23 protein-coding genes, 1 tRNA gene and 1 rRNA gene are annotated in these 20,361 nt (G+C 70.2%); 16 read left to right on the top strand and 9 right to left on the bottom strand.

What is annotated here, in order from left to right; genetic code table 11:
- Nucleotides 1–6 precede the first annotated feature (6 nt).
- The 3 genes from ACIA5D_RS29195 (at nucleotide 7) to ACIA5D_RS29185 (ending at nucleotide 1,235) form a co-directional block, all read left to right on the top strand.
- Entirely contained in the window at nucleotides 7–360 is a 354-nt protein-coding gene (locus ACIA5D_RS29195) for an STAS domain-containing protein (protein ID WP_396033494.1), read from the top strand.
- A gap of 112 nt (nucleotides 361–472) precedes the next feature.
- Nucleotides 473–925, top strand: coding sequence for a large conductance mechanosensitive channel protein MscL (gene mscL, locus ACIA5D_RS29190; RefSeq protein ID WP_396033791.1), 453 nt, complete (start codon nucleotides 473–475; stop codon nucleotides 923–925).
- Between the two features lie 76 nt (nucleotides 926–1,001).
- Nucleotides 1,002–1,235, top strand: a complete 234-nt coding sequence (locus ACIA5D_RS29185) for a hypothetical protein (RefSeq protein ID WP_396033493.1) — start codon at nucleotides 1,002–1,004, stop codon at nucleotides 1,233–1,235.
- Nucleotides 1,236–1,256: 21 nt separating this feature from the next.
- On the opposite strand, the gene ACIA5D_RS29180 is transcribed toward ACIA5D_RS29185, so the two are convergent.
- A complete protein-coding gene (locus ACIA5D_RS29180; RefSeq protein WP_396033492.1) occupies nucleotides 1,257–2,039 on the bottom strand; it encodes a zf-HC2 domain-containing protein in 783 nt (260 codons plus the stop codon).
- A gap of 108 nt (nucleotides 2,040–2,147) precedes the next feature.
- Here ACIA5D_RS29180 and ACIA5D_RS29175 point away from each other — a divergent pair, with 108 nt between their 5' ends.
- Nucleotides 2,148–2,318, top strand: coding sequence for a hypothetical protein (locus tag ACIA5D_RS29175; protein ID WP_396033491.1), 171 nt, complete (start codon nucleotides 2,148–2,150; stop codon nucleotides 2,316–2,318).
- Between the two features lie 60 nt (nucleotides 2,319–2,378).
- Here ACIA5D_RS29175 and ACIA5D_RS29170 read toward each other — a convergent pair whose 3' ends face one another.
- Entirely contained in the window at nucleotides 2,379–3,062 is a 684-nt protein-coding gene (locus ACIA5D_RS29170) for a CGNR zinc finger domain-containing protein (RefSeq protein ID WP_396033490.1), read from the bottom strand.
- A 319-nt stretch (nucleotides 3,063–3,381) separates the two neighbouring features.
- On the opposite strand from ACIA5D_RS29170, the gene ACIA5D_RS29165 reads away from it, so the two are divergent.
- Nucleotides 3,382–4,122 carry a L,D-transpeptidase family protein gene (locus ACIA5D_RS29165; protein ID WP_396033489.1) on the top strand — a complete coding sequence of 247 codons (741 nt, stop codon included), beginning with the start codon at nucleotides 3,382–3,384 and terminating at the stop codon, nucleotides 4,120–4,122.
- 2 nt (nucleotides 4,123–4,124) lie between these two features.
- Here the strand turns inward: ACIA5D_RS29165 and sthA are convergent, their stop codons facing one another.
- Both sthA and ACIA5D_RS29155 read right to left on the bottom strand, forming a co-directional pair.
- Nucleotides 4,125–5,528, bottom strand: coding sequence for a Si-specific NAD(P)(+) transhydrogenase (gene sthA, locus ACIA5D_RS29160; protein WP_396033488.1), 1,404 nt, complete (start codon nucleotides 5,526–5,528; stop codon nucleotides 4,125–4,127).
- A gap of 5 nt (nucleotides 5,529–5,533) precedes the next feature.
- On the bottom strand, nucleotides 5,534–5,995 hold the full coding sequence (locus ACIA5D_RS29155; RefSeq protein ID WP_396033487.1) for a hypothetical protein: 462 nt from the start codon (nucleotides 5,993–5,995) through the stop codon (nucleotides 5,534–5,536).
- Between the two features lie 282 nt (nucleotides 5,996–6,277).
- On the opposite strand from ACIA5D_RS29155, the gene ACIA5D_RS29150 reads away from it, so the two are divergent.
- Both ACIA5D_RS29150 and ACIA5D_RS29145 read left to right on the top strand, forming a co-directional pair.
- On the top strand, nucleotides 6,278–6,871 hold the full coding sequence (locus tag ACIA5D_RS29150) for an ArsR/SmtB family transcription factor (protein ID WP_396033486.1): 594 nt from the start codon (nucleotides 6,278–6,280) through the stop codon (nucleotides 6,869–6,871).
- Nucleotide 6,872: 1 nt separating this feature from the next.
- Nucleotides 6,873–8,114 carry an MFS transporter gene (locus ACIA5D_RS29145; protein ID WP_396033485.1) on the top strand — a complete coding sequence of 414 codons (1,242 nt, stop codon included), beginning with the start codon at nucleotides 6,873–6,875 and terminating at the stop codon, nucleotides 8,112–8,114.
- Between the two features lie 136 nt (nucleotides 8,115–8,250).
- On the opposite strand, the gene ACIA5D_RS29140 is transcribed toward ACIA5D_RS29145, so the two are convergent.
- Nucleotides 8,251–9,753, bottom strand: coding sequence for an FAD-dependent monooxygenase (locus ACIA5D_RS29140; RefSeq protein ID WP_396033484.1), 1,503 nt, complete (start codon nucleotides 9,751–9,753; stop codon nucleotides 8,251–8,253).
- Nucleotides 9,754–9,896: 143 nt separating this feature from the next.
- On the opposite strand from ACIA5D_RS29140, the gene ACIA5D_RS29135 reads away from it, so the two are divergent.
- Nucleotides 9,897–10,631: a TetR/AcrR family transcriptional regulator C-terminal domain-containing protein gene (locus tag ACIA5D_RS29135; RefSeq protein ID WP_396033483.1), complete on the top strand. Its 735-nt coding sequence runs from the start codon at nucleotides 9,897–9,899 to the stop codon at nucleotides 10,629–10,631.
- A gap of 45 nt (nucleotides 10,632–10,676) precedes the next feature.
- On the top strand, nucleotides 10,677–11,543 hold the full coding sequence (locus tag ACIA5D_RS29130; protein ID WP_396033482.1) for a hypothetical protein: 867 nt from the start codon (nucleotides 10,677–10,679) through the stop codon (nucleotides 11,541–11,543).
- Between the two features lie 68 nt (nucleotides 11,544–11,611).
- Here the strand turns inward: ACIA5D_RS29130 and ACIA5D_RS29125 are convergent, their stop codons facing one another.
- The gene (locus ACIA5D_RS29125) at nucleotides 11,612–12,832 is read right to left on the bottom strand and encodes a cellulose-binding domain-containing protein (RefSeq protein WP_396033481.1); all 1,221 of its coding nucleotides are present in this window, start codon (nucleotides 12,830–12,832) and stop codon (nucleotides 11,612–11,614) included.
- Between the two features lie 178 nt (nucleotides 12,833–13,010).
- Between ACIA5D_RS29125 and ACIA5D_RS29120 the strand changes: the two genes are divergently transcribed.
- The 4 genes from ACIA5D_RS29120 to ACIA5D_RS29105 all read left to right on the top strand — a co-directional run bounded on the left by ACIA5D_RS29120 (nucleotide 13,011) and on the right by ACIA5D_RS29105 (nucleotide 17,142).
- On the top strand, nucleotides 13,011–13,940 hold the full coding sequence (locus tag ACIA5D_RS29120; protein WP_396033479.1) for an acyl-CoA desaturase: 930 nt from the start codon (nucleotides 13,011–13,013) through the stop codon (nucleotides 13,938–13,940).
- A gap of 14 nt (nucleotides 13,941–13,954) precedes the next feature.
- Nucleotides 13,955–14,638 carry an MBL fold metallo-hydrolase gene (locus ACIA5D_RS29115; RefSeq protein ID WP_396033478.1) on the top strand — a complete coding sequence of 228 codons (684 nt, stop codon included), beginning with the start codon at nucleotides 13,955–13,957 and terminating at the stop codon, nucleotides 14,636–14,638.
- Nucleotides 14,639–14,872: 234 nt separating this feature from the next.
- Nucleotides 14,873–16,006, top strand: coding sequence for a glycosyltransferase family 4 protein (locus tag ACIA5D_RS29110; RefSeq protein WP_396033477.1), 1,134 nt, complete (start codon nucleotides 14,873–14,875; stop codon nucleotides 16,004–16,006).
- On the top strand, nucleotides 16,003–17,142 hold the full coding sequence (locus ACIA5D_RS29105) for a glycosyltransferase (RefSeq protein WP_396033476.1): 1,140 nt from the start codon (nucleotides 16,003–16,005) through the stop codon (nucleotides 17,140–17,142). Before ACIA5D_RS29110 ends, ACIA5D_RS29105 begins: the two co-directional genes overlap by 4 nt.
- Here the strand turns inward: ACIA5D_RS29105 and ACIA5D_RS29100 are convergent.
- Both ACIA5D_RS29100 and ACIA5D_RS29095 read right to left on the bottom strand, forming a co-directional pair.
- Nucleotides 17,086–17,418 carry an STAS domain-containing protein gene (locus ACIA5D_RS29100; RefSeq protein WP_396033475.1) on the bottom strand — a complete coding sequence of 111 codons (333 nt, stop codon included), beginning with the start codon at nucleotides 17,416–17,418 and terminating at the stop codon, nucleotides 17,086–17,088. The genes ACIA5D_RS29105 and ACIA5D_RS29100 overlap by 57 nt on opposite strands.
- 64 nt (nucleotides 17,419–17,482) lie before the next feature.
- Complete coding sequence (locus tag ACIA5D_RS29095; RefSeq protein WP_396033474.1) at nucleotides 17,483–17,917, bottom strand: phytase; 435 nt, start codon at nucleotides 17,915–17,917, stop codon at nucleotides 17,483–17,485.
- On the opposite strand from ACIA5D_RS29095, the gene ACIA5D_RS29090 reads away from it, so the two are divergent.
- From ACIA5D_RS29090 to ACIA5D_RS29080, 3 genes are all read left to right on the top strand, one after another.
- Entirely contained in the window at nucleotides 17,828–19,228 is a 1,401-nt protein-coding gene (locus ACIA5D_RS29090; RefSeq protein ID WP_396033473.1) for an amidase, read from the top strand. The genes ACIA5D_RS29095 and ACIA5D_RS29090 overlap by 90 nt on opposite strands.
- A gap of 37 nt (nucleotides 19,229–19,265) precedes the next feature.
- A tRNA-Lys gene (locus ACIA5D_RS29085) sits at nucleotides 19,266–19,337 on the top strand.
- A 242-nt stretch (nucleotides 19,338–19,579) separates the two neighbouring features.
- Nucleotides 19,580–19,927: a type II toxin-antitoxin system VapC family toxin gene (locus ACIA5D_RS29080; RefSeq protein ID WP_396033472.1), complete on the top strand. Its 348-nt coding sequence runs from the start codon at nucleotides 19,580–19,582 to the stop codon at nucleotides 19,925–19,927.
- 344 nt (nucleotides 19,928–20,271) lie between these two features.
- Here the strand turns inward: ACIA5D_RS29080 and rrf are convergent.
- Nucleotides 20,272–20,361: ribosomal RNA gene (rrf, locus tag ACIA5D_RS29075) — 5S ribosomal RNA — on the bottom strand; the annotation flags it as partial.

Below are 20,361 nucleotides of genomic sequence, written 5' to 3'. Positions count from 1 at the left end.
TCCTGAATGTCCCTGACGGTACAAACGGAACAGCGCGCCGACATGGTCGTCGTATCGGTGGCGGGCGAGCTCGACATGGCCACCGCGCCCCAGCTGCAGGACCAGATCAGTGACCTGCTCGAGAAGGGGCGCACTCGCCTGGTCTTCGACCTGGCCGAGGTCTCGTTCTGCGATTCCACCGGCCTGTCGGTCTTCGTCCGGGCGAAAAACAGCACCGACGACGCGGGCGGCACCGTCCGGCTCGCCGCGCCACAGCGCGGGGTGCTGCGCATCCTCGAGGTGAGCGGACTGGTCGAGGTGCTGCACACCTACCCCAGCGTCGACGAGGCGGTGGCGGCGCAGGAGCCTGCGCTCGACTGACTGCGCACGCTTTCTGAACGAAGCCCGATCGGCGTAGTTTGTCGCCGACCGGTGGTGGGCACCTGCTGCCGGAGTCATCCCCTCGGCGTGCTGGAGTGTGCTCGTGAGCAAAATGGTCCAAGGCTTCAAAGACTTCATCATGCGTGGCAACGTCGTCGACCTCGCGGTCGGCATCGTGATCGGCGCGGCGTTCACCGCCGTCGTCACCGCGTTCACCAACGGCTTCGTCAAGCCGCTGATCCAACTCATCGGCGGCGGCGAGGGCGTCGGCGTCGGCACGTGGGAGCCCCGCAAGGGCGTCATCTTCGACTACGCGACGTTCCTCAACGCGATCATTACCTTCCTGATCACCGCGGCCGTGCTCTACTTCCTGGTCGTCATGCCGCTCAACCTGCTGGCCGAGCGGCGCCGTCGCGGCGAGGAGCCGCCGCCGAAGACGCCGAGCGAAGACATCCTGCTGCTCACCCAGATCCGCGACCTGCTGGCCCAGAACGCCACCGCCTCGGGCGCCCAGGGCGGCGCCGTGAACGACATCCTCCATCGTCGCCAGGAGCCACCGCGCTGACACGCTGTCTTCGACTCGCGGAAAAAGATCAACCAGACCCGGTACGATTCGAACAGACGTTCTATACAGTAGCCGGATGGAGCAGCGTAAGCACTGGTGGAACGGCAAGTGGGGCCGCATCGCCCGCAAAGACGTGTACCTGCGGGTGAGCGGTGACCAGTGGTATGTCGAGCAGCGCGCGGGCGGTGCGGACGGCGTCTCGCACTTCTTCGAGTGCGACAGCGAAGATGCCGCCCTCGACACCGTGCGTGCGCTGCTCTCGGGGCCGGACGAGTGGCGCGAGCTCTCGGTCCGGCCGCCGGCTCGATGAGCCCCAGGCTCTTTGTCGACCCTAGGCAGCGCGGTCGTGGCGGTGCTCCGCGGTCATCGGACCGCGGGGCACAAGGCGCAGGCCCGGCCTTGCGGTCAGGATCGCGGGCTCGTCCTCGTCGTCCATGAATCGCGCCCGCCAGCCCGACCAGCCGTCGCTGCGCGCCCCCGGCGGCGCCGCGAAGCCGCCCGCGATCTTCGAGAGCGCCACGACCAGCAGATATCCGAGGATCACGAAGCCGTGGCTGACCAGCCGGGTGGAGTCGACCCGGCCGCCGGTCAGGTCGTTGACCGAGAGCAACAGCAGCATCCCGACGAACGCGGTGAGCATCGGCACCAGCCCCGACGGCCGCGACCGCCGCAGCGCGATGAAGAGGTATCCCGCACCCACCGCGACGTTCCAGGCGGCCGACTCGTGCCACAGGTGGCCCGGCGTCGCATCGAGCCCCGCGGCGTGCACGTGGCTGCCGGCGAAGCCCCCGCCGACCTGGGTCAGGCCGAGGATGAGCTGCACCGCCCCCACGCCCGCGAGCGCGACGTAGAGCGCGGCGGCAAGCGGGAAGCGCCTCTTCGGCGCCGGCATCGTCTCGGCCGCCTTTTCCACCGCCGCCATGATGCTCGCGCTGAGATCCGGAGCGACACCCACCGCCGTACGCGTCAGCCGGTTGACCGTGGCCGCCGAGTCGAGCCATTCCCGGCACCCCGCGCACCCCGCCAGATGCTCGTCGACCCGCGGCCGGTCGGCCGGGTCGTCCTCGCCGTCCAGCTGTGCCGACAGCATCTCGCGCCACCGCTCGCAACCCATGTACCCATAGTCGCGCAGCGCCCCCGCGAAGTTCCCCCGGGCCGCCGCCTCATTGTTGTCCTTCGCGACTTCCGGGCCGTCGCGCGGCGGGCGGATGTCCTCTCCGCGGTGCGGCGGGCCGAGGTCGGCAAGGCCTTCCGGCGACTGCTCTCCAGCGAGTCGCTCCAGCGGCCGGAGAAGAGCGAGACCGCCGGCTGGGTGATCGCCAAGCAGGACATGGACGACGACGAGCTCGCCCGGTTCGCCGCCGAGATCCTGGAGGCGGCGCGGGCCGGTTAGCGCCGGGCTCGGCGGCGGCGCGGGCTGGTTAGCGCCGGACTCGGCGGCGGCGCGGGCCGGTTAGCGCAGGCTCGGCGGCGGCCCCGGCAGTTGCGGCCGCCCGCCCGGGAGCGGCCCGGGCAGCTGCGGCCGGCCGACCGGTGGCTGGGCGCCGCTGCCGCCCATCAGCCGCTTACGCTCCCGGAAAGCCCGCAGGTTGGCCGTGTTTCCGCAGGTGGAGACGTCGTGCCAGACGCCACTGTTGTTGCGGGACGTGTCGAAGAACGCGGCCCGGCAGTCGATGTTGTGACATAGCTTGAGCCGCGACCACAGGCCGGACTGCTGGGCGAGCAGGGCCTCGGCCCACATCGCGGAGGCCAGCCACCGGGTGCCGCGCCCGGTCGGGACCATGCGGACCCATCCGTCGGCGTCGGGCACGAGGCTCACCGGCACGTCGGCCGGCGGGAGCGTGCCGTCGAGGAGGCCGTCCTTCCCGGCGGCGAGGATCACATTTTCGAACGTGGTGCGCAGGCGGCGCAGCGAGCGCAGATCGGACGTCGAGATGAGCAGCGTCGGCGCCGGAAGGCCGGAAACCCGCGACCAGGTGGCGAGCGCCTCGGTCAGCCAGCGCTGGGCGTCGTCGGCCGAGAGCAGCAGGTCGGAGCCGTAGTGCAGGGTCGCCCGGGTGTTCAGCAGCTCCTGCACGAGCGCGAGCCCGGCGGGGGCTTCGCGTACGCCGTGCCGGGCGCTGGCCAACCATGACATAGCCGAAGGGTACTTGACTCTTTTTGGTTGCCGCTTCCACCACTCGTTCGATCCCGGCCCCCCTTGCCACGGTCGGTCACGATCGTGATGCGAGAAGGTCTCATTCGCCGTCCACTGGTCATTGTGAGACGTTTTCGGCAATGATCTCTGGTGGGACGGGAGGAAACGCATGGTGCGCAAGGCTCTGACGCTGGCGGTCGCGCTGGCGGCGACGATCACGCTCGCTGCCGGATGTGGTTCGGACGATGCCCCTGAGACGGGGGCGCAAGCTCCGTCCGTACCCCCGTCGGTCTCTACGGAGCCGAGCCCATCACCCAGCGTGACGGAGTCCTCGACCCCGGCCCCCACCACGCCCGCTCCCACCACGCCCGCTCCCACCGCGCCCGCTCCCACCGCGCCCGCTCCCACCGCGCCCGCTCCCACCGCGCCCGCTCCCACCGCGACGGCGAAGCCGCTGAAGCTCAAGATCGGCTCGAAGGGTCCGCAGGTGCTCGCCCTGCAGCAGCGGCTCACCGATCTCGGGTACTGGAACGGCAAGGCCGACGGCAAGTTCGGCGGCACCACCCAGCAGGCGGTCCTCGCGATCCAGAAGGCGGCGGGCATCGGCCGGGACGGCACCGTCGGGCCCAAGACCCAGAAGGCGCTCGACGACGGCGTACGCCCGAAGGCCAAATCGAAGGCCGGTACCGGCTACCTCGTCGAGATCAACCTGAAGAAGCAGCTGCTGATGTTCGTCAAGGACGGCGCGGTGGTGGCCACCCTCAACACCTCGACGGGCTCGAACCAGAACTACGAGTACGAGGGTCAGACCTACCTCGCCGACACCCCGACCGGCCGTTTCAAGGTCGGGCGGCAGATCGACGGCGTGCGGCACGGCCCGCTCGGCGACCTGTTCCGGCCGAAGTACTTCAACGGCGGCATCGCGGTGCACGGGTCGCCCAGCATCCCGGGATACCCGGCCTCGCACGGCTGCGCCCGCGTGTCGAACGCGGCCATCAACTGGATCTGGTCGACCGGCAAGATGCCGCTGAAGACCAAGGTCTGGGTCTACAGCGCCTGAGGTCAGCCGTCGATCCGGGTGATGTTGCGGATCTTGTTCGAGGCGTCGAGGGCGGCCACCTTGTACGCCTCGGACAGCGTCGGGTAGTTGAAGACCGCGTCGACCAGGTAATCGATCGTGCCGCCGCAGCCCATCACCGCCTGACCGATGTGGACGATCTCGGTGGCGGCGGTGCCGAAGACGTGCACGCCGAGCAACCTGCCGTCCTCGGGGGCGACCAGCAGCTTGAGCATGCCGTACGAGTCGCCGACGATCTGGCCGCGGGCGAGTTCGCGGTACCGCGCGATGCCCACCTCGAACGGCGTCGCCGAATCGGTCAGCTCGTCCTCGGTCTTACCCACGAAGCTGATCTCGGGGATCGTGTAGATGCCGATCGGCTGGAGCGCGCCCATCTCGCGGACCGGCTCACCGCAGGCGTGGTGCGCCGCAAGCCGGCCCTGCTCCATCGAGGTGGAGGCGAGCGCCGGGAAGCCGATCACGTCACCGACCGCGTAGATGTTGTCGACCGCGGTGCGGAAGTTGCCGTCGACCTCGATCCGGCCCCGGCGGTCGGCGACGAGTCCGGCCGCCTCGAGGTTGAGGTCGTCGGTCTGGCCCTGCCGGCCGGCCGAGTACATGACCGTGTCGGCGACGATCTTCTTGCCGCTCTTCAGGATGCAGAGGGCGGCGGTCTGGTGCTTCTCGACCGCGGCCACCTCCTCGCCGAAGCGGAACGTGACGCTCAGGTCGCGCAGGTGGTATTTCAGCGACTCGATGATCTCGTCGTCGCAGAAGTCGAGCATCTTCTCGCGGCGCTCGACCACGGTGACCTTGGTGCCGAGCGCGGCGAACATCGAGGCGTACTCCATGCCGATCACGCCGGCGCCGACCACGACCATGCTGCGCGGCACGGCCTCGAGGTTGATCACGCCGTCCGAGTCGACGATCGTCCGGTCGTCGAAGTCCACGCTGTCCGGACGCGCGGGCCGGGTGCCGGCCGCGATAATGATCTTGTCAGCGGTGACCTTGTGGTCGCGGCCATCGCCACCGTCGATCCAGAGCGAGTGCGCGTCGGCGAACCGGCCGGTGCCGGTGACCATCGCGACGTGGTTGCGAGCGAGCTGGTTGCGGATGACGTCGGTCTGCCGGGTGATCACGTGCTGGGTGCGCGCGGCGAGGTCGCTGACGGTGATCTCTTCCTTGACCCGGTAGCTCGACCCGTACAGGTCGCGCTGGCTCAGGCCGGTCAGGTAGAGCACGGCCTCGCGCAGGGTCTTGGACGGCACCGTGCCGGTGTTGATGCAGACGCCGCCGATCATGTCGCGGCGGTCGATGATGCCGACGCGGCGGCCGAGCTTCGACGCGGCGATCGCGGCCTTCTGTCCACTGGGCCCGGATCCGAGGACCAACAGGTCGTAGTCATACACATCGCCTAGCGTCGCAGTCCGCGCACGCGGCAGTCCATGGGCGCCATCAGCTTTTTCCGCGGTGTTCTCGCGTTGATCTCGCGACGCGGCGCCGGTACGGCCGCCGGGGGCCAGGCCGTGCCGTAGAGCTCGGCGCAGATCACCACGCTCATCCAGGGCACCCAGGGGCCGCTGAGCACCACCGTCCGGTCCCTGATCCGCAGCGCCAGCGACCATTCCCCGTGGCGCATATCAGATATGTCGGTAAGAGAGTATTCGTCGTCGACGATCAGCCGCTGGCTGGTGATCACCGCGATCCGGCGACCGGCGCCGGCGACCGTGACCGGGAACCAGCCGTACTGCTTCTCCTGTGGACGCAACGGGACGGTCGGCGCCACGGCTGCCGGACGCCCGCCCCGGCGCACCAGACCGGCAAGCATGGTCATCGCGCGAAAACCCGCGCTGAGTTGTTCGGTGGCGTACTCCAACGCCCGCTCCGTTCTCGACGGACCGCCCCGTGCGGCCACGTCCGATACTGACCGGTCGCGGTGGCGCTGACCAGCCAATACCCATCCCTAGGGCGAGGATCTGTCCGTTCCGGCGAACCCTTTCGGTGCCCCATGATCTCCGCTCCTACGAGAGGCGCTCGCAGCTCACCCATAACCAGCGTGTCGGCGCCGTTTCCGCCGTAGAGCTTGTCGTTACTGGCCCCGGCCCCTATTCCAAGCACTTGCTTGACATCGACGCCGGACGGGCGGAGCATTCCAAGCATGTCTTTGGAATCGGCGGGCCGCAGGGTCGTCGGCGACGCCCTCGCGCTGCGCGCCCTCGCCCATCCGCTGCGCCTCAAGCTGCACGCCCTCGTCGGCCGCGAGGGCTCGGTCACCGCGGCCGAGGCGGCCCGCCAGCTCGGCGTCAGCCAGGCGCTCGCCTCCCACCACCTGCGCCAGCTCGCGAAGTACGGCTACGTCGAGCCCGCTGAGGCCGGCGACAACCGCGAGCGCCCGTGGCGGGTCACGCACACGTCCACCACCTTCGAGCCGGAGAAGACCGACGAGGCGCAGGAGGCCGTCGAGGCCCTCGAGCGCTTCGTGATCGAGCGCGCGGGCGCCCAGTTCGCCGAGTGGCAGCAGCGCCGCGGCGAGGCCGATCCCGGCTGGGCCGACCAGACCGGCATCTCGCAGAGCCTGGTCTACCTGACCCTCGACGAGATGGCCGAGCTGCACCGCGCGTGGACGGATCTGATCAACCCCCTGGTCGAGCAGCGCCCTCTCGGCGACGTGGCGGCGCGCCCGGCCGACGCGATGCCGGTCGACATCACGCTGATCGCCACCCCGCTCCGGCCGACCGCCACCGGCGGCTGAGATGCACGTCCTCGGCAACCGCGACTACCGCCTGCTGCTGGCCGCCAACTTCGTCTCGTTCACCGGCGACTGGATCCTCACCACCGGCCTGGCGTACCAGGTCTACGTCCTCACCGGTTCCACGCTGGCGTCCGCCACCATGGTCCTGGCCGCGCTGCTGCCGCAGGTCACGCTCGGCTCCTTCGCGGGCGTGCTCGCCGACCGCTGGGACCACCGCCGCACGATGATCGCCTGCAACCTGCTGCTGGCGATCACGCTGCTGCCGCTGCTCCTGGTCGATCATCCGGGCCAGGCCCCGATCGTGTACGCCGTGGCAGCCGTGCAGAGCGCGCTGGCGGTCGGTTTCGCCTCGGCCGAGGCCGCGCTGGTGCCCACGCTCGTCGCCGAGGAGAACCTGGTCACCGCGAACGCCATGAACGGGCAGGCGCGCGACATAGCCAGGCTGACCGGCGCCGCCCTGGGCGGGTTCCTGGCGGCATCCGGCGGCATCCGGCTGATCACGCTGGCCGACGCGGCCACCTTCGCCGTGGCCGCCGCCCTGCTGGCGGCGATCAGGCACCGGGTGGCCCGGCCGAGCGTCCCGTCCGCGGCACCGCGCTTCATGCGCGATTGGCGAGAGGGCACGCGCATCGCGCTCGGCAACCGGACCCTGCGGACGCTCGCCGTGTTTGCGCTGATCACGGGCGTGGGCGAGGCCATCATGATGACCCTCATGGCACCTTTCGTCCGCGACGTCCTCCACGGCGGCAACGAGGCCTACGGCACGATCATGGCCGTCCAGGCGGTAGGCGGCCTGGCCGGCGGCATGGCCGCCACGCTGATCGGCCACCGCTTCTCCCCGCGCCTGCTCCTGGGCGCCGGCGCGGCCGTCTTCGGCCTGCTCGACCTGGCCCTGTTCCTCTATCCCCTGCTCTCCGACGCCCTCTGGCCTGCCATCACCATCATGATCCTGGTAGGCCTCCCCGGCGCCCTCACCTTGGCCGGCCTGACCACGGTCTTCCAGACCTCCACATCGGACGCCCACCGCGCCCGCGTCTTCGGCGCGATAACCACCCTGAAGGCCGCCGCGATGCTGGTCGGCATCGCCCTGGCCGGCGCCCTGCCGCCACACGCCGGCATAGTCCCGGTGATAGCCCTCCAGGGCGCCGGCTACCTCGCCGCCGGCCTCCTGGTCCTGACCGCCCTGCCTCGCCATGCACCCCTCCCCGCGCCCGTCGCTCCCGAGCCAAGCCGAGCCGGCTAAGCCGTCGTTCCCCAGCCGAGCCGGCCAAGTCGTCGTTCCCCAGCCGAGCCGGCCAAGTCGTCGTTCCCGAGCCGGGCCGGCCAAGTCGTCGTTCCCGAGCCGAGCCGAACGAGCCGTCGTTCCCGAGCCGACCTGGCTAAGTCGGCGGGAACCGGAACCATGTGTCCAGCGCCAACTGAAGCTCGTCGGTCCCCGGTTCGTCGCCCGGCCCCGGGTGGTCGCCCAGCCCCGGGTGCGCGCCCGGCCCCGGGTGGTCGCCCAGCCCCGGGTGCGCGCTCGGTGCGGACGCCCAGGCGATCACGCCGTCGGGGCGCAGGAGCACGGCGGCCAGCCGATGGTCGCCGAGGTCGGTGGCGGTGACGGCCTCGACCCGGTCGCCGGCGAGAGCCTCGGCGTTGGGGTGCAGCAGCAGGGGGCGTCCGCTCGTGGTGAGTTTCTCCAGCGGAACCCCGTCGACGATCAGCGGCGGGCAGGCCATGCCGGTCATCGGATGCGTGGCCGGGTAGGGCATCTCGTGGCGGATCGTGACGCCGGAGAGCAGGCGGCTCAGGTGCTGGTTGACCTCGGGCAGATCCATGAGGTTGCTGACCACGTCGCGCAGCGCGTCGACGTGCGGCCCCGGCGCGAGGAGGGCCGACTGGGCGCGAGTGTTGGCGAGGACGGCCGCGCCGACCGGGTGCCGCTCGGCGGTGTAGGTGTCGAGCAGAGCGTCGTTGCCGTGGACCACGGCCGCGAGTTTCCAGCCCAGGTTCATGGCGTCCATCAGGCCGAGGTTGAGCCCCTGGCCGCCGTTCGGCGAGTGCACGTGCGCGGCGTCGCCGGCCAGCAGCGTGTGCCCCCGGCGGTAGGTGCTCGCCTGTCGCGCCTGATCGGTGAAGCGCATGCCGCCGTGAAAGTCGGTGATCTCCACATCGATCCCGGCGACGCGGCGGACGCTCGCCCCCATCTCATCGGCCGTCAGCGGCGCCGAACGATCCGGGTCTGTGTCTTGGAAGTCGTAAGTGGCGACCATGCCTTCGCCGTGGAACAGCGTGCCCTTGGCGAGCCGGCCGGGCGGCGGCAGCTCGCCCTTCGCCCGGGCACGCGCGAATCGGATGGTCATCAACGGTGGGGTTCCGGGAAAGTCGAAACCGGCGAGCTTACGCACGACGCTGCGTCCACCGTCACACCCGACCACGTATCGAGCAGTGACCCGCCGCGACCCGCTCGGGGATTCGACCGTCAGCACGTTTTCGTGCACACCCATCAGCGCGTTTCGTGCAGGGCCGTCAGGCACGCCTTCTTCCAGGCCCGTCAGCACGTGGCCGAAGCGCACCTCGACGCCGAGGCCGCTCAGGTAGCGGCGCAGTAGGGCCTCGAGCGCAGGCTGCCCGATCAGCGCGCCGCGGCGACCGGGATCGGCAGCGTCCGGGTCGATCTTGTGGATCCAGGCGAAGTGGGTCTTCGTCGTACCGTGGTCTTGCTCGAGTTTGCGCAGGCCCTGCTCGTGCTCGCGGTCGAGGTCGGCCCCGAGCCCACGCCGCCGCAGCGCTTCGGCGGCGAGCGGCCCTATCCCCCGGGCCTTGGGCTGCTCACTCGGCTCGGCCAGCCGCTCGAGCACGAGCGGCCGCACCCCGCTCGAGCGCGAGCTCTGCCGCAAGCAGCAGTCCGACCGGCCCCGCCCCGACCACGACGACGTCGGCATCCATGGCGACCCCCGATAACAAGACGAGACCGTCTCGTCTTGTTCGAAAGCATAGCGAGACGAGACGGTCTCGTCTAGAGATGACGTAGGATGAGCCCGTGACCGGCGTCCCCTCCCAGGCCAAGCGGCGGGCCATCCTCGAGGCCGCGACCGAGGCCTTCCTCCACTCTGGCTATTCGGCGAGCGTCGACGAGATCGCGGCGGTGGCCGGCGTCGGCAAGCAGACCGTCTACCGCCATTTCCGCGACAAGCAGACCCTGTTCCTCGCCGCCGTCGCCGCCGCCCGCACCACCACCGCCGAGCAGACTCTCACCGCCGCCAGCCCGCCCACCACAGGCCCACCCACCGCAAGCCGACCCACCGCAAGCCGACCCACCGCGGGCCGGCCGGCCGCTGGCCCACCCACCGCTGGCCCAGCCACAGCAGACCGGCCGGCCGCGGGCGACTGGGTGTTCCCGTCCGGCGCTGCGGCCGAGACCCTCACCCTGCTGGGCGAGCAGATCCTCGCGGCCGCGCTGTCGCCGACCGTGGCCGCCCTGCACCGGCTCACCATCGCCGAGATCGGCAACCACCCCGAGCTCAGCGACCATTGGGGCGACGGCGCCGAGCCCTTCGTCGATCAGGAACTGGCCGGCTACTTCCGCCGTTGCGCCGACGCCGGCCTTCTCGACGTCCCCGATCCAGCACGGGCCGCCCGCCAGTTCGCCTACCTGCTGGTCACCGAGGGTCGCGTGGCCTCCGCCTACGGCACCAAGCACCTCACCACCGACCAGCGCCACGCGATCGCCGCCGAGACCGCCGACCTGATTGTCCGCGCCTACCGCCCAGCCTGAGCCACGCCGGAGCCACGCCGGAGCCACGCCGGAGCCGGGTCGAGGGTGGTCGCGGGCATCGGCAGCATCGCCGGCGCGCGGTTCAGCCATCAGGCCGGCAAGCGGTTCAGCAGCCACCCGGCCGGCAAGCGGCTCAGCAGCCGGGCCGGCAAGCGGCTCAGCAGCCAGGCCGGCAAGCGGCTCAGCAGCCAGGCCGGCAAGCGGCTCAGCAGCCAGGCCGGCAAGCGGCTCAGCAGCCAGGCCGGCAAGCGGTTCAACAGCCGGGCCGGCAGCAGCTCACCGGGCCCGAACGTCACTCATCTGTTCGGGATGAGGTGGCAGCCGACGAGCACACGGGAGGCTGTGCCCACATCACGCCCGAGGGAGGCGCCCACAATGGCTTTCGACACGTTCATGGTGTATGCGGGAGTTTATCCGAGCGTCGCCGACGCGGAAGCCGACTACGACCTGGTCAAGGATCTGCATCGGGAAGCGGGCCTGATCGACGCCTATGACGCCGCCGTCGTGGAGCGGCGGGAGGGCGGCAAGACCAAGATTGTCCGTAAGCACGAGACGCCGACCCGGGTGGGCGGCGTGCTCGGCGGCGGAGTGGGGCTGGCCACCGGCTTGGTAGTGGCGCTCTTCCCGTTCGCCGCCATCGGGGGTGGCCTGCTGGCCGCCACCACCGGCGGCGGGGCGATCCTCGGCGCCGTGGCGGGGCACGCCGCGGCGGGGATGAGCCGGCACGACCTCAAGGAGCTCGGCGAGTGGCTCGACGCGGGACAAGCGGCCCTCGTCGTGGTCGCCGCCTCGGACATGGGCGCCAAGGTCGAGCGGGCCATGCGCCGGGCCGAGAAACTCGAGTCCAAGCAACTGAAGGCCGACACCGCCGAGATCGAGCAGGACGCCAAGACGGCGGCCGCACCAGCTTGATTCCCCGGGGGGATGCGAACGGCCGCCGGCGGGGGGTGCCGGCGGCCGTTGCGCACCAGGCGAAGCGATCAGCGGCCGTAACGGGACTTCAGGTGACGCCAGAAGTCGCGGAACATCCACTTGTCGAACTCGGTGATCGAGGTGGCGCTGCCGGCTTTCATGATGAAACCCTGGCCGGGCAGCGGGTCCCAGTCGTAGAAGTCGTCCAATCCGTACGTATGCCCCATTTCATGGAGCAAAATATGGATGTTGTCGGCGTTGAGGTTGCTCATGAAGTACTCGGAGCCGATCCGCTGACCCCAGTCGCCGCCCGCGCCGCCACCGAAGCCGGCCGTGAGCCACAACGAGTGGTCGTAGTGGTGTGACGCCCCACCCGGGCAGCCCGAGTAGTTGCCGTCCTGATGGAAGAAGCGGCCGCACGATTCGACGCATTGCGGCGCGTTCTCCCGGATGTTGTTGACGTAGATGTCGACCGACGTGTCGGTCCACTCCAGCTGGGCCCGGTCGCGCACCGCCCAGCCCACGACCTTCACCGGCACCTGCTTGTAGGGCCAGTTGTTCCAGGCCACGCCGTTGTCGAGCATCTGGTCCATCCACTTCTGGTACTGCCGCTGCAGAGCGGCCGCGACCGCGTCCCGCTGCGCGGCGGTGACGTGGGCGGTGGAGTCCCAGCGGACGCAGTAGTTGATCGCGCCCCCACCGGCAACGAGCTGGTCCCAGCCGTAGTTCTTGAACCCGTACAGGTCGCCGTAGGTCTGCTCCTCGTGGGACCAGACCGCCGCAAGCGGCTGCACCAGGCTCGACGGCGGGTTCCATGTACCTCCCGAGGGCGGGGAGGTGGTGGGAGAGGAAGTGGGGGAAGAAGTGGGGGAAGAAGTCGGCGCGGTCGTGCCGGTGCACACCACGCCATTGACGGTGAAGGCGGTCGGCACCGGGTTGGCGGAGCCGAACGTCCCGGTGAATCCCACGCTCACCGTGCCGCCGCCGGCAACCGAGCCGTTCCAGCTCGCGTTGGTCGCGGTGACGGCCTGACCCGACTGGGTCCAGGTGGCGCTCCACCCCTGGGTCACCTTTTGCGCCGGGTCCGAGAAGGTGAAGCCCAGCGTCCAGCCGTTGAGCGGGTCGCCGAGGTTGCTGACGGTGATCGATGACTGGAAGCCACCCGGCCACTGGCTCGGGACGGTGTAGGCGACGCGGCATCCCACGGCCGCGTACGCCGGCTTCAGCACACCCACGATCGAGAACGCGACGAATATGCAGGCAAGGGCCCACGCGGCGCGACGTCTCATGGAAAGCTCCTAAGGCATGAAGGAATGACAGCCCTCGGAAACGCGAGATCGTGGCACCGTTCCGGGGTCAGCTTATATCGATGAATTCGAATGCGGTACCCGGAGATTCACAGGATGGCTCTCGCCGGTTCGCCGGTAGGCCGCCCGCCGCACCTAGGGTCACAGCGAGGTGATCGCCATGTCCGCATCCCCCCTGCGAGAACCCAAGAGCATGCTGGCCGGAAAGCGGCCGCTGCCCGCGCACTTCACCGTCTACCTCTTCGTCATCATCCCGTTCGTGGCCCTGGTCGCGGCCGTGCCGATCGCGTGGGGATGGGGCCTGACGTGGCTCGACCTGGCTCTGGCCGCCGGCTTCTACGTGCTGACCTGCCTGGGCACCACGGTCGGTTACCACCGCTACTTCACGCACGGCTCGTTCAAGGCCAAGCGCCCGCTGCGGCTCGCGCTCGCCGTGGCCGGCAGCCTGGCCGTACAGGGCCCGATCCTGCACTGGGTGGCTGACCACCGCCGGCACCACGCGTTCTCCGACAAGGAGGGCGACCCGCACTCGCCCTGGCTGTTCGGCACCTCGCCGGTCGCGCTGGTCCGCGGCTTCTGGCACGCGCACCTCGGCTGGATCCTCGACCGCGACCTCACCAACCAGGAGCGGTTCGTGCCCGATCTGCTCGCCGACCGGGACCTGCGGATGGTGCACCGGCTGTTCGGGCCACTGACCATCCTCACGCTGCTCGGTCCGGCCGTGCTCGGCGGGCTGATCACCTGGTCCTGGGCCGGAGCGCTGACCGCGTTCTTCTGGGCCGGGCTGGTCCGTATCACGTTCCTGCACCACGTGACCTGGTCGGTCAACTCGGTCTGCCACATGATCGGGGAACGGCCGTTCGCCGCCCGCGACAAGTCGGCGAACTTCTGGCCGCTGGCGATCCTGAGCATGGGCGAGGCCTGGCACAACCTGCACCACGCCGACCCGACGCAGGCCCGGCACGGCGTACGGCCCGGCCAGATCGACATCTCGGCCCGCGTGATCTGGATCTTCGAGCGGTTCGGCTGGGCACACGACGTGCACTGGCCGACCCCCGAGCGCCTCGCCAAGATTGCGAAAACGGCGTAAAGCATAATGACCGCGTGCGTGAAGTGGTCGATGGTGTCTTCGAGCTCAGCCTCGGTTTCGTCAACGTGCACCTGGTGGTGACCGACGACGGCGTAGTGCTGATCGATACCGGGCTGCCCCGCCGCTCCGCCCGCATCGAGAAGGCGCTGCACGGCATCGACCGCCAACTCGGCGAGGTCCGCACGATCCTGCTCACCCACCACCACTTCGACCACACCGGCAACGTCGCCGACCTGCGCACCCGCTCGGGCGCGCGGGTCTTCGCCCATGCCGCCGACGCCCCGGTGATCACCGGCGCGATCCGGCCGCCGGCGCCGAGAAAGCTGGTGGCCCGCGTGGCGAGCAAGATGATGCACGCCGAGCCCACCAAGATCGACCAGCTGATCACGGTGGACGAGTCCGAGCCGCTGCCGGGCTTCACCGCGCTGCACACGCCGGGCCACACCCGCGGCCATGTCGCCTACATGCTCGATCGGGCCGGCGGCGTGCTGTTCGCGGGCGACGCCGCGGCCGGCAGCAAGGGCGAGGTGACCAGCGCGCCCCGCGCGGCGGCGGCCGATCTGGCCGAACTGGACCGCAGCGTGATCAAGCTGGCGTCGCACGAGTTCGACCACGCCGTGTTCGGCCATGGGCCGGCGGTCAGCGGCCGGGCGGTGGATCGTTTCCGGAAGTACGCCGAGACCCTGCAAGGGGCTTGAGTCGCGCAACGGCCCGGCGCCGCCGCTGGGCCGCGTGAGTGTGGCGGGGGAACTGCCGCCGCTGTGGTTTGACGACCCCGAAACGCCGTACGGAAACAGGGGTTAAATCCAAACGACCAAAAGCTGACCGGTACGAAGATGTAGGACGCGTAGCGCCGGAAAGTTGCATTTAGTTTGGAAATCGGCTAACGACAATGCGGTACGCCGGACATCGGCACAGATCATCGTGACTGCATGCGAGTCGCTCTGGTCACGGAGTCCTTCCTGCCGGATGTCAACGGGGTCGCGCACTCGGTGGTGCGGGCGGCCGACCATCTGATGCGTCGCGGGCACGAGCCGATGGTGATCGCCCCGCAGCCGCCGCCGGCGGTGCGAGATGCCCGGGTCGACGTGCCTTATCCGGTTGTGCGGATCGCTTCGCTGCCCATGCCGGGCTATCCCCAGATTCGCCTCGGGCTGCCCACGCCGACGATGACCGGCGCGTTGAAGGCCCACGGCGCCGATGTCGTGCATTTGGCCAGTCCATTCGTTCTCGGCGCGTGGGGGATGGCGGCCGCAAGGTCCCTGAAACTGCCCACGGTCGCCGTCTATCAGACCGATGTGGCCGCTTATGCCCGTGCTTACAAGGTGAGCATGACCGAGGGTGCGGCCTGGCGGTGGATTCGCACCGTGCACAACGCGGCATCCCGGACGCTCGTGCCGTCGAGCGAGTCGGGCGCGGCGCTCGGCGCGCACGGCGTGGAGCGCGTCCACCTGTGGCGGCGCGGCGTCGACGACGTGCAGTTCCACCCGGGACGGCGCAGCGGCGGGATGCGTCGCGTGCTGGCGCCCGACGGCGAGATGGTGGTCGGCTTCGTCGGCCGGCTCGCCGTGGAGAAGCAGATCGACCTGCTCGCCGACGTGAGCCGGCTGCCGGGAGTGCGGCTGGTCATCGTGGGTGACGGGCCGGCCGGGCCGGCGCTGCGCAGGGCGTTGCCGCGGGCGAAGTTCCTCGGGGTGCGGCGCGGGCTTCAGTTGGCGCGTATCTACGCGAGCTTCGACATCTTCGCCCACACCGGACCGTACGAGACCTTCGGGCAGGCCGTGCAGGAGGCGATGGCCAGCGGGCTGCCGGTGGTGGCGCCGCGCGCCGGCGGGCCGGTGGATCTCGTGCAGCACGGGCGGACCGGCTATCTGGTGCCGCCGTTCGAGGCGGCGGGGTTCACGTCGGCGGTGCTCGACCTGGTGGCCTCGCCGGAGAAGCGGGCGATGTTCGGGGCGGCCGGGCGGCACGCGATCGAGGGGCGTAGCTGGTCGGCGGTGGGTGACGAGTTGATCGGGCACTATAGGGCCGTGTGTGAGAAGCCGGTCTTGGCGGCCGCCGCGTGAAAATCGTCCGGATTGCCAATTTCATCGCGCCCCGCTCCGGCGGCCTGAAGACGGCGCTCCGCAACCTCGGCGCCGGATACGAGGCCGCGGGCCATGAAACCTCACTAATCACACCTGGTCCTGATTTTTCGAACGAATCCGAGTCGCAAGGCCGGGTGATCACACTCCCGGGCCCACTCGTACCAGGCGTCGGCGGCTACCGCATCCTGCTCGACCGCCGCAACGTGGCCGAGACGATCAAACGCATAAAGCCCGACCGGATCGAGGTCTCCGACCGCACCACCCTGCGCTGGCTGGGCAAATGGGCAAGGCGTCAGGGCATCCCGTCGATGATGGTCTCCCACGAGAGCCTCGACGGCCTCCTGCGCTTGTTCGGCCCCGCCTCCGGGCGGCGCATCGGCGACGTGCTCAACCGCCGCACCGCCCAGGATCACGACAAGATCGTCTGCACCACGCAGTGGGCCGCCAACGAGTTCGAGCGCATCGGCATGCCGAACGTGACCCGCGTGCCGCTCGGTGTCGATCTTGCACGCTTCTCGCCCGAGCGGCACGATCCGGCCATGCGCGCCCGCTGGGCCTCCCCCGACGACATCCTGCTGCTGCACTGCGGCCGGCTTTCGCCGGAGAAGAAACCCCGGCGTTCGCTTGCGGCCCTGGAGGGCTTGCGGTCTTCGGGCGTACGGGCGGTGCTCGTCGTCGCCGGAGCCGGTCCGCTCCGCAACGCGCTGCAGGAGGAGGCCGCCGACCGGGGACTGCCGGTCCGCTTCCTGGGGCACCTCAGCGATCCGCTCGAGGTCGCTGCCCTGCAGGCCAGTGTGGACGTGGCGATCGCACCCGGCCCGATCGAGACGTTCGGGCTGTCCGCGCTCGAGACCCTGGCCAGCGGCACGCCGGTGATCGTGAGCTCGCAGAGCGCCCTGCCCGAGGTGATCGGCACGGCCGGTCTCGCGGCCGGCGGCGAGGGGCCCGCCTACGCCGCCGCGGTCCAGGAGATCATGTCCCGCCCGGAGGCCGAGCGGCGCGCCGCGGCCCGGGCGCAGGCCGAGAAGTTCCCGTGGTCGGCGTCGGTCGCCGGATTCCTAGCCGCACACGAGGTCGCTGCCGAACCGCTGCGGTGGAACGCCGGCCGCGCGTAGCTCGCCGGTGAGCTCGGGCGTCGCGTTCCGCAGGAAAACGACGACCCGATGATCGTCGGCGAGGTCGCAGAGGGCCGCGAGCGTGCCCAGGTTGATCGGGTCGATCGCGGTGACCTCGACCAGATTGACGATCAGCCGGAGCGGGCGAAGCTTGCGGACGGCGTACACCAGAGTCTGCCGGAACTGCACGGCAGAGTCGGCGTCCAGGGCGCCGTGTGGGTGGATCACAAGGCTCCCGTCGGCGTCCGTCCGGACGTCGACCGAGAAGTTTGACATCGGTCCACCTTCCGTCAACCCGGGGCGGCACAGCCTATTCGGGTGACGGCGTGGCGTCGATCAGTCATTCACCACGTGAAGAAAGACTCAGAGCGCGCCAGTCGACCAATTTGAAGTCGGTGCTGACCCGGCCCTGGTCGGGGGTGTTCTCGCCGTCGTGCAGAACGAGCAGGCCGTACTCGGAGACGCGCAACCCGCCGTTCTTGGCCGTACCGATCACCCGGCTCTTCGCCCGGTCGGCCCGGTTGATCCAGATCGCCGGGTCGTCGGCGTCCGCGTCCCCGCCGGCCTCGTCGTCGAAGCGGGCCGGCGTCTCGACCGAAGCCCTGATCTCTTGCGGATCGTTCGCAGGCTTTCCGGTGGCTTGCGCGGGTGGCCGCGGCCTTAGCAGCTCGACACGATAATGGCCATGACCGATCTCTGGCAGCGGACCGCCACCGACCTCGCCGGCCTGATCCGCCGCCGCGAGGTGTCCGCGGTCGAGGTGGTGCAGGCCCACCTCGACCGCATAGCCGCCGTGAACCCGCAGATCAACGCGATCGTCACCCTCGACCCCGAGGGCGCCCTGGCCGCGGCCCGTTCTTCGCTTCCGGCGGGTCCGCTGCACGGCCTGCCCATCGCCTTCAAGGACACCCACGAGACTCAGGGCATGCGTACGACGTTCGGCTCGCCCCTCTTCGCCGACCACGTCCCCGACTACGACACCCTGTGCGTCGCACGCATCACCCGCGCCGGCGCCATCCGCCTGGGCAAGACGAACGTGCCGGAGTTCGGGGCAGGCTCGCACACGTTCAACCCGGTCTTCGGCGTGACCCGCAACCCGCACGATCTGTCCCGCTCGGCCGGCGGCAGCAGCGGCGGCGCCGCGGCCGCCCTCGCCTCGGGCATGCTCCCGATCGCCGACGGCGGCGACATGGGCGGCTCGCTGCGCAACCCCGCGTCGTTCTGCGGCGTGGTCGGCTTCCGCCCGACCCCCGGCCGCGTGCCGTCCTGGCCCACCGACTCTCCCTGGGACACGCTGACCACCGCCGGCCCGATGGCCCGCAACGTCCCCGACGTAGCCCTGCTGCTGTCGGCGATGGCCGGCCCCGACCCACGCTCGCCGATCGCCCTGGACACCCCCGGCCCGGCCTTCCTGACCGATCTTTCACGTGACCTGGCCGGCCTGCGCCTGGCCTGGTCACCCACGCTGGGCGGCCTCCCCGTCGACCCCGCCGTCCTGGACGTCCTCACCCCCGCCGTAACGCTCTTCGAGTCGCTGGGCTGCACGGTCGACCTGGCCGACCCCGACCTCGCAGAGGCCGAGCTGATCTTCCGCACCCTGCGCGCTCACCAGTTCAACCTGGCGTTCGGCCCCGCCTTCGACGCCCATCCGGCGGCCTTCAAGCCTTCCCTGGCCGCGAACATCCGCGCCGGCCGCGCCCTGACCGCGGAAGACCTCGGCCGCGCTTCTCAGGCCTGGTCGCGCCTCTGGCGGGCCGGCATCGCCTTCTTCGACCGCTACGACGCGCTGCTGGCCCCCGTCAGCCAGGTCCCGCCGTTCCCCGCCGACTGGGAGTACCCGCACGAGGTGGCCGGCGTCCCCCAGGAGTCCTACTTGGACTGGATGAGATCCGCCTACCACGTCACGGTCATGGGCGCCCCTGCCCTCTCGGTGCCCGCGGGCCTGACCCCCACCGGCCTTCCCATCGGCCTGCAGATAATCACCCGACCCCGCAGCGACCTCCTCGCGCTGCAGATCGGCGCCGCCTTCGAGAAGGCGCGCGGACCGCTCGTGAGCAGCCAAAACGGGTTAGCAGTGGGTACCTGATCGGCAACCCGGGAGGGCGCAGGTAGTCTGTGATCGCGGGCCGCTAGCTCAATGGCAGAGCTGAGGACTTTTAATCCTTAGGTTCGGGGTTCGAGTCCCCGGCGGCCCACTCCGCTTACCTGGGGGCGACCCCCAGACTCCACGTTGCCGTGGGAGCGCTGGGTGAGTCGGATGCGGCCGTCCTCGGTTGCGCTTTCGCTTACGCGATGAGATTGCCGACTGCTGCTGGCCTGCCGCCGGCGATGCCACGCGCCAGATGGTTCGTGATGCCGGTCGAGCGTGGCGGGGAGTGGCGCAGCCGGTTCGTCTTCGATTGCGTCGGCGATCTCGGCTCGCCGGGGCGATGACCTCTTGCCCGACGAGATGGTCGTCAGCGCGATCACCTTGGCCGAACTGTCTGCCGGCCCCCACCACACCGACGACCCCGTCGAGCGGGCCCGGCGCACCAGCGTGCTGCAGCACACCGAGGCGACGTTCGACCCGCTGCCCTTCGACGCGGAAGCGGCCCGGACGTACGGCATGGTGTGTGCGGCGGTCCTGGCCGCCGGACGCACACCGCGTCGCCGCCTCGCGGACCTGATGATCGCCTCGGTCGCCGCCGCCAACCGGCTGCCGCTCTACACGACCAATCCAGACGACTTCGTTGGACTGGATCAGCTGGTCAAGGTGGTAGCCGTTCCACGGCCGGCCCGCCCATGAAGGCAAGCAGCCGGCACATCCCTCGGCTGGCTCTTGGTCCCGTCGCAGCTGTCGGTAGCGGGGCGCCGGCGACAAAGCTGAAGCGGTTCGCATGGTGCAACGCTCGGCCCACCATGCCAGCTCCGGGGGCGATTCCCGGACACCCCACGGTTTGGTGGTCCCGCTCGGTCTCAGCCGGGGCGAGGCCATCAGTCATTCCGAGGGCTTGCGACGAGTTGTTGACGGGTGTCCAGAGCCGGTCGACGGGCACGATGCGCCCCGACGCCGCCACCTTCCGCTGAGCAAACAGGGTCCAGAACGCACGAAAGCCCGCCCCGAATGGGGCGGGCTTTCGTATACGTTGAGTCCGGCGGCGTCCTACTCTCCCACACCCTCCCGAGTGCAGTACCATCGGCGCTGGAGGGCTTAGCTTCCGGGTTCGGAATGAGACCGGG

The sequence above is a fragment of the Actinoplanes sp. NPDC051513 genome (assembly GCF_044454685.1).
GTDB lineage: Bacteria > Actinomycetota > Actinomycetes > Mycobacteriales > Micromonosporaceae > Actinoplanes.
This window is presented reverse-complemented; position numbering and strand designations above follow the sequence as displayed.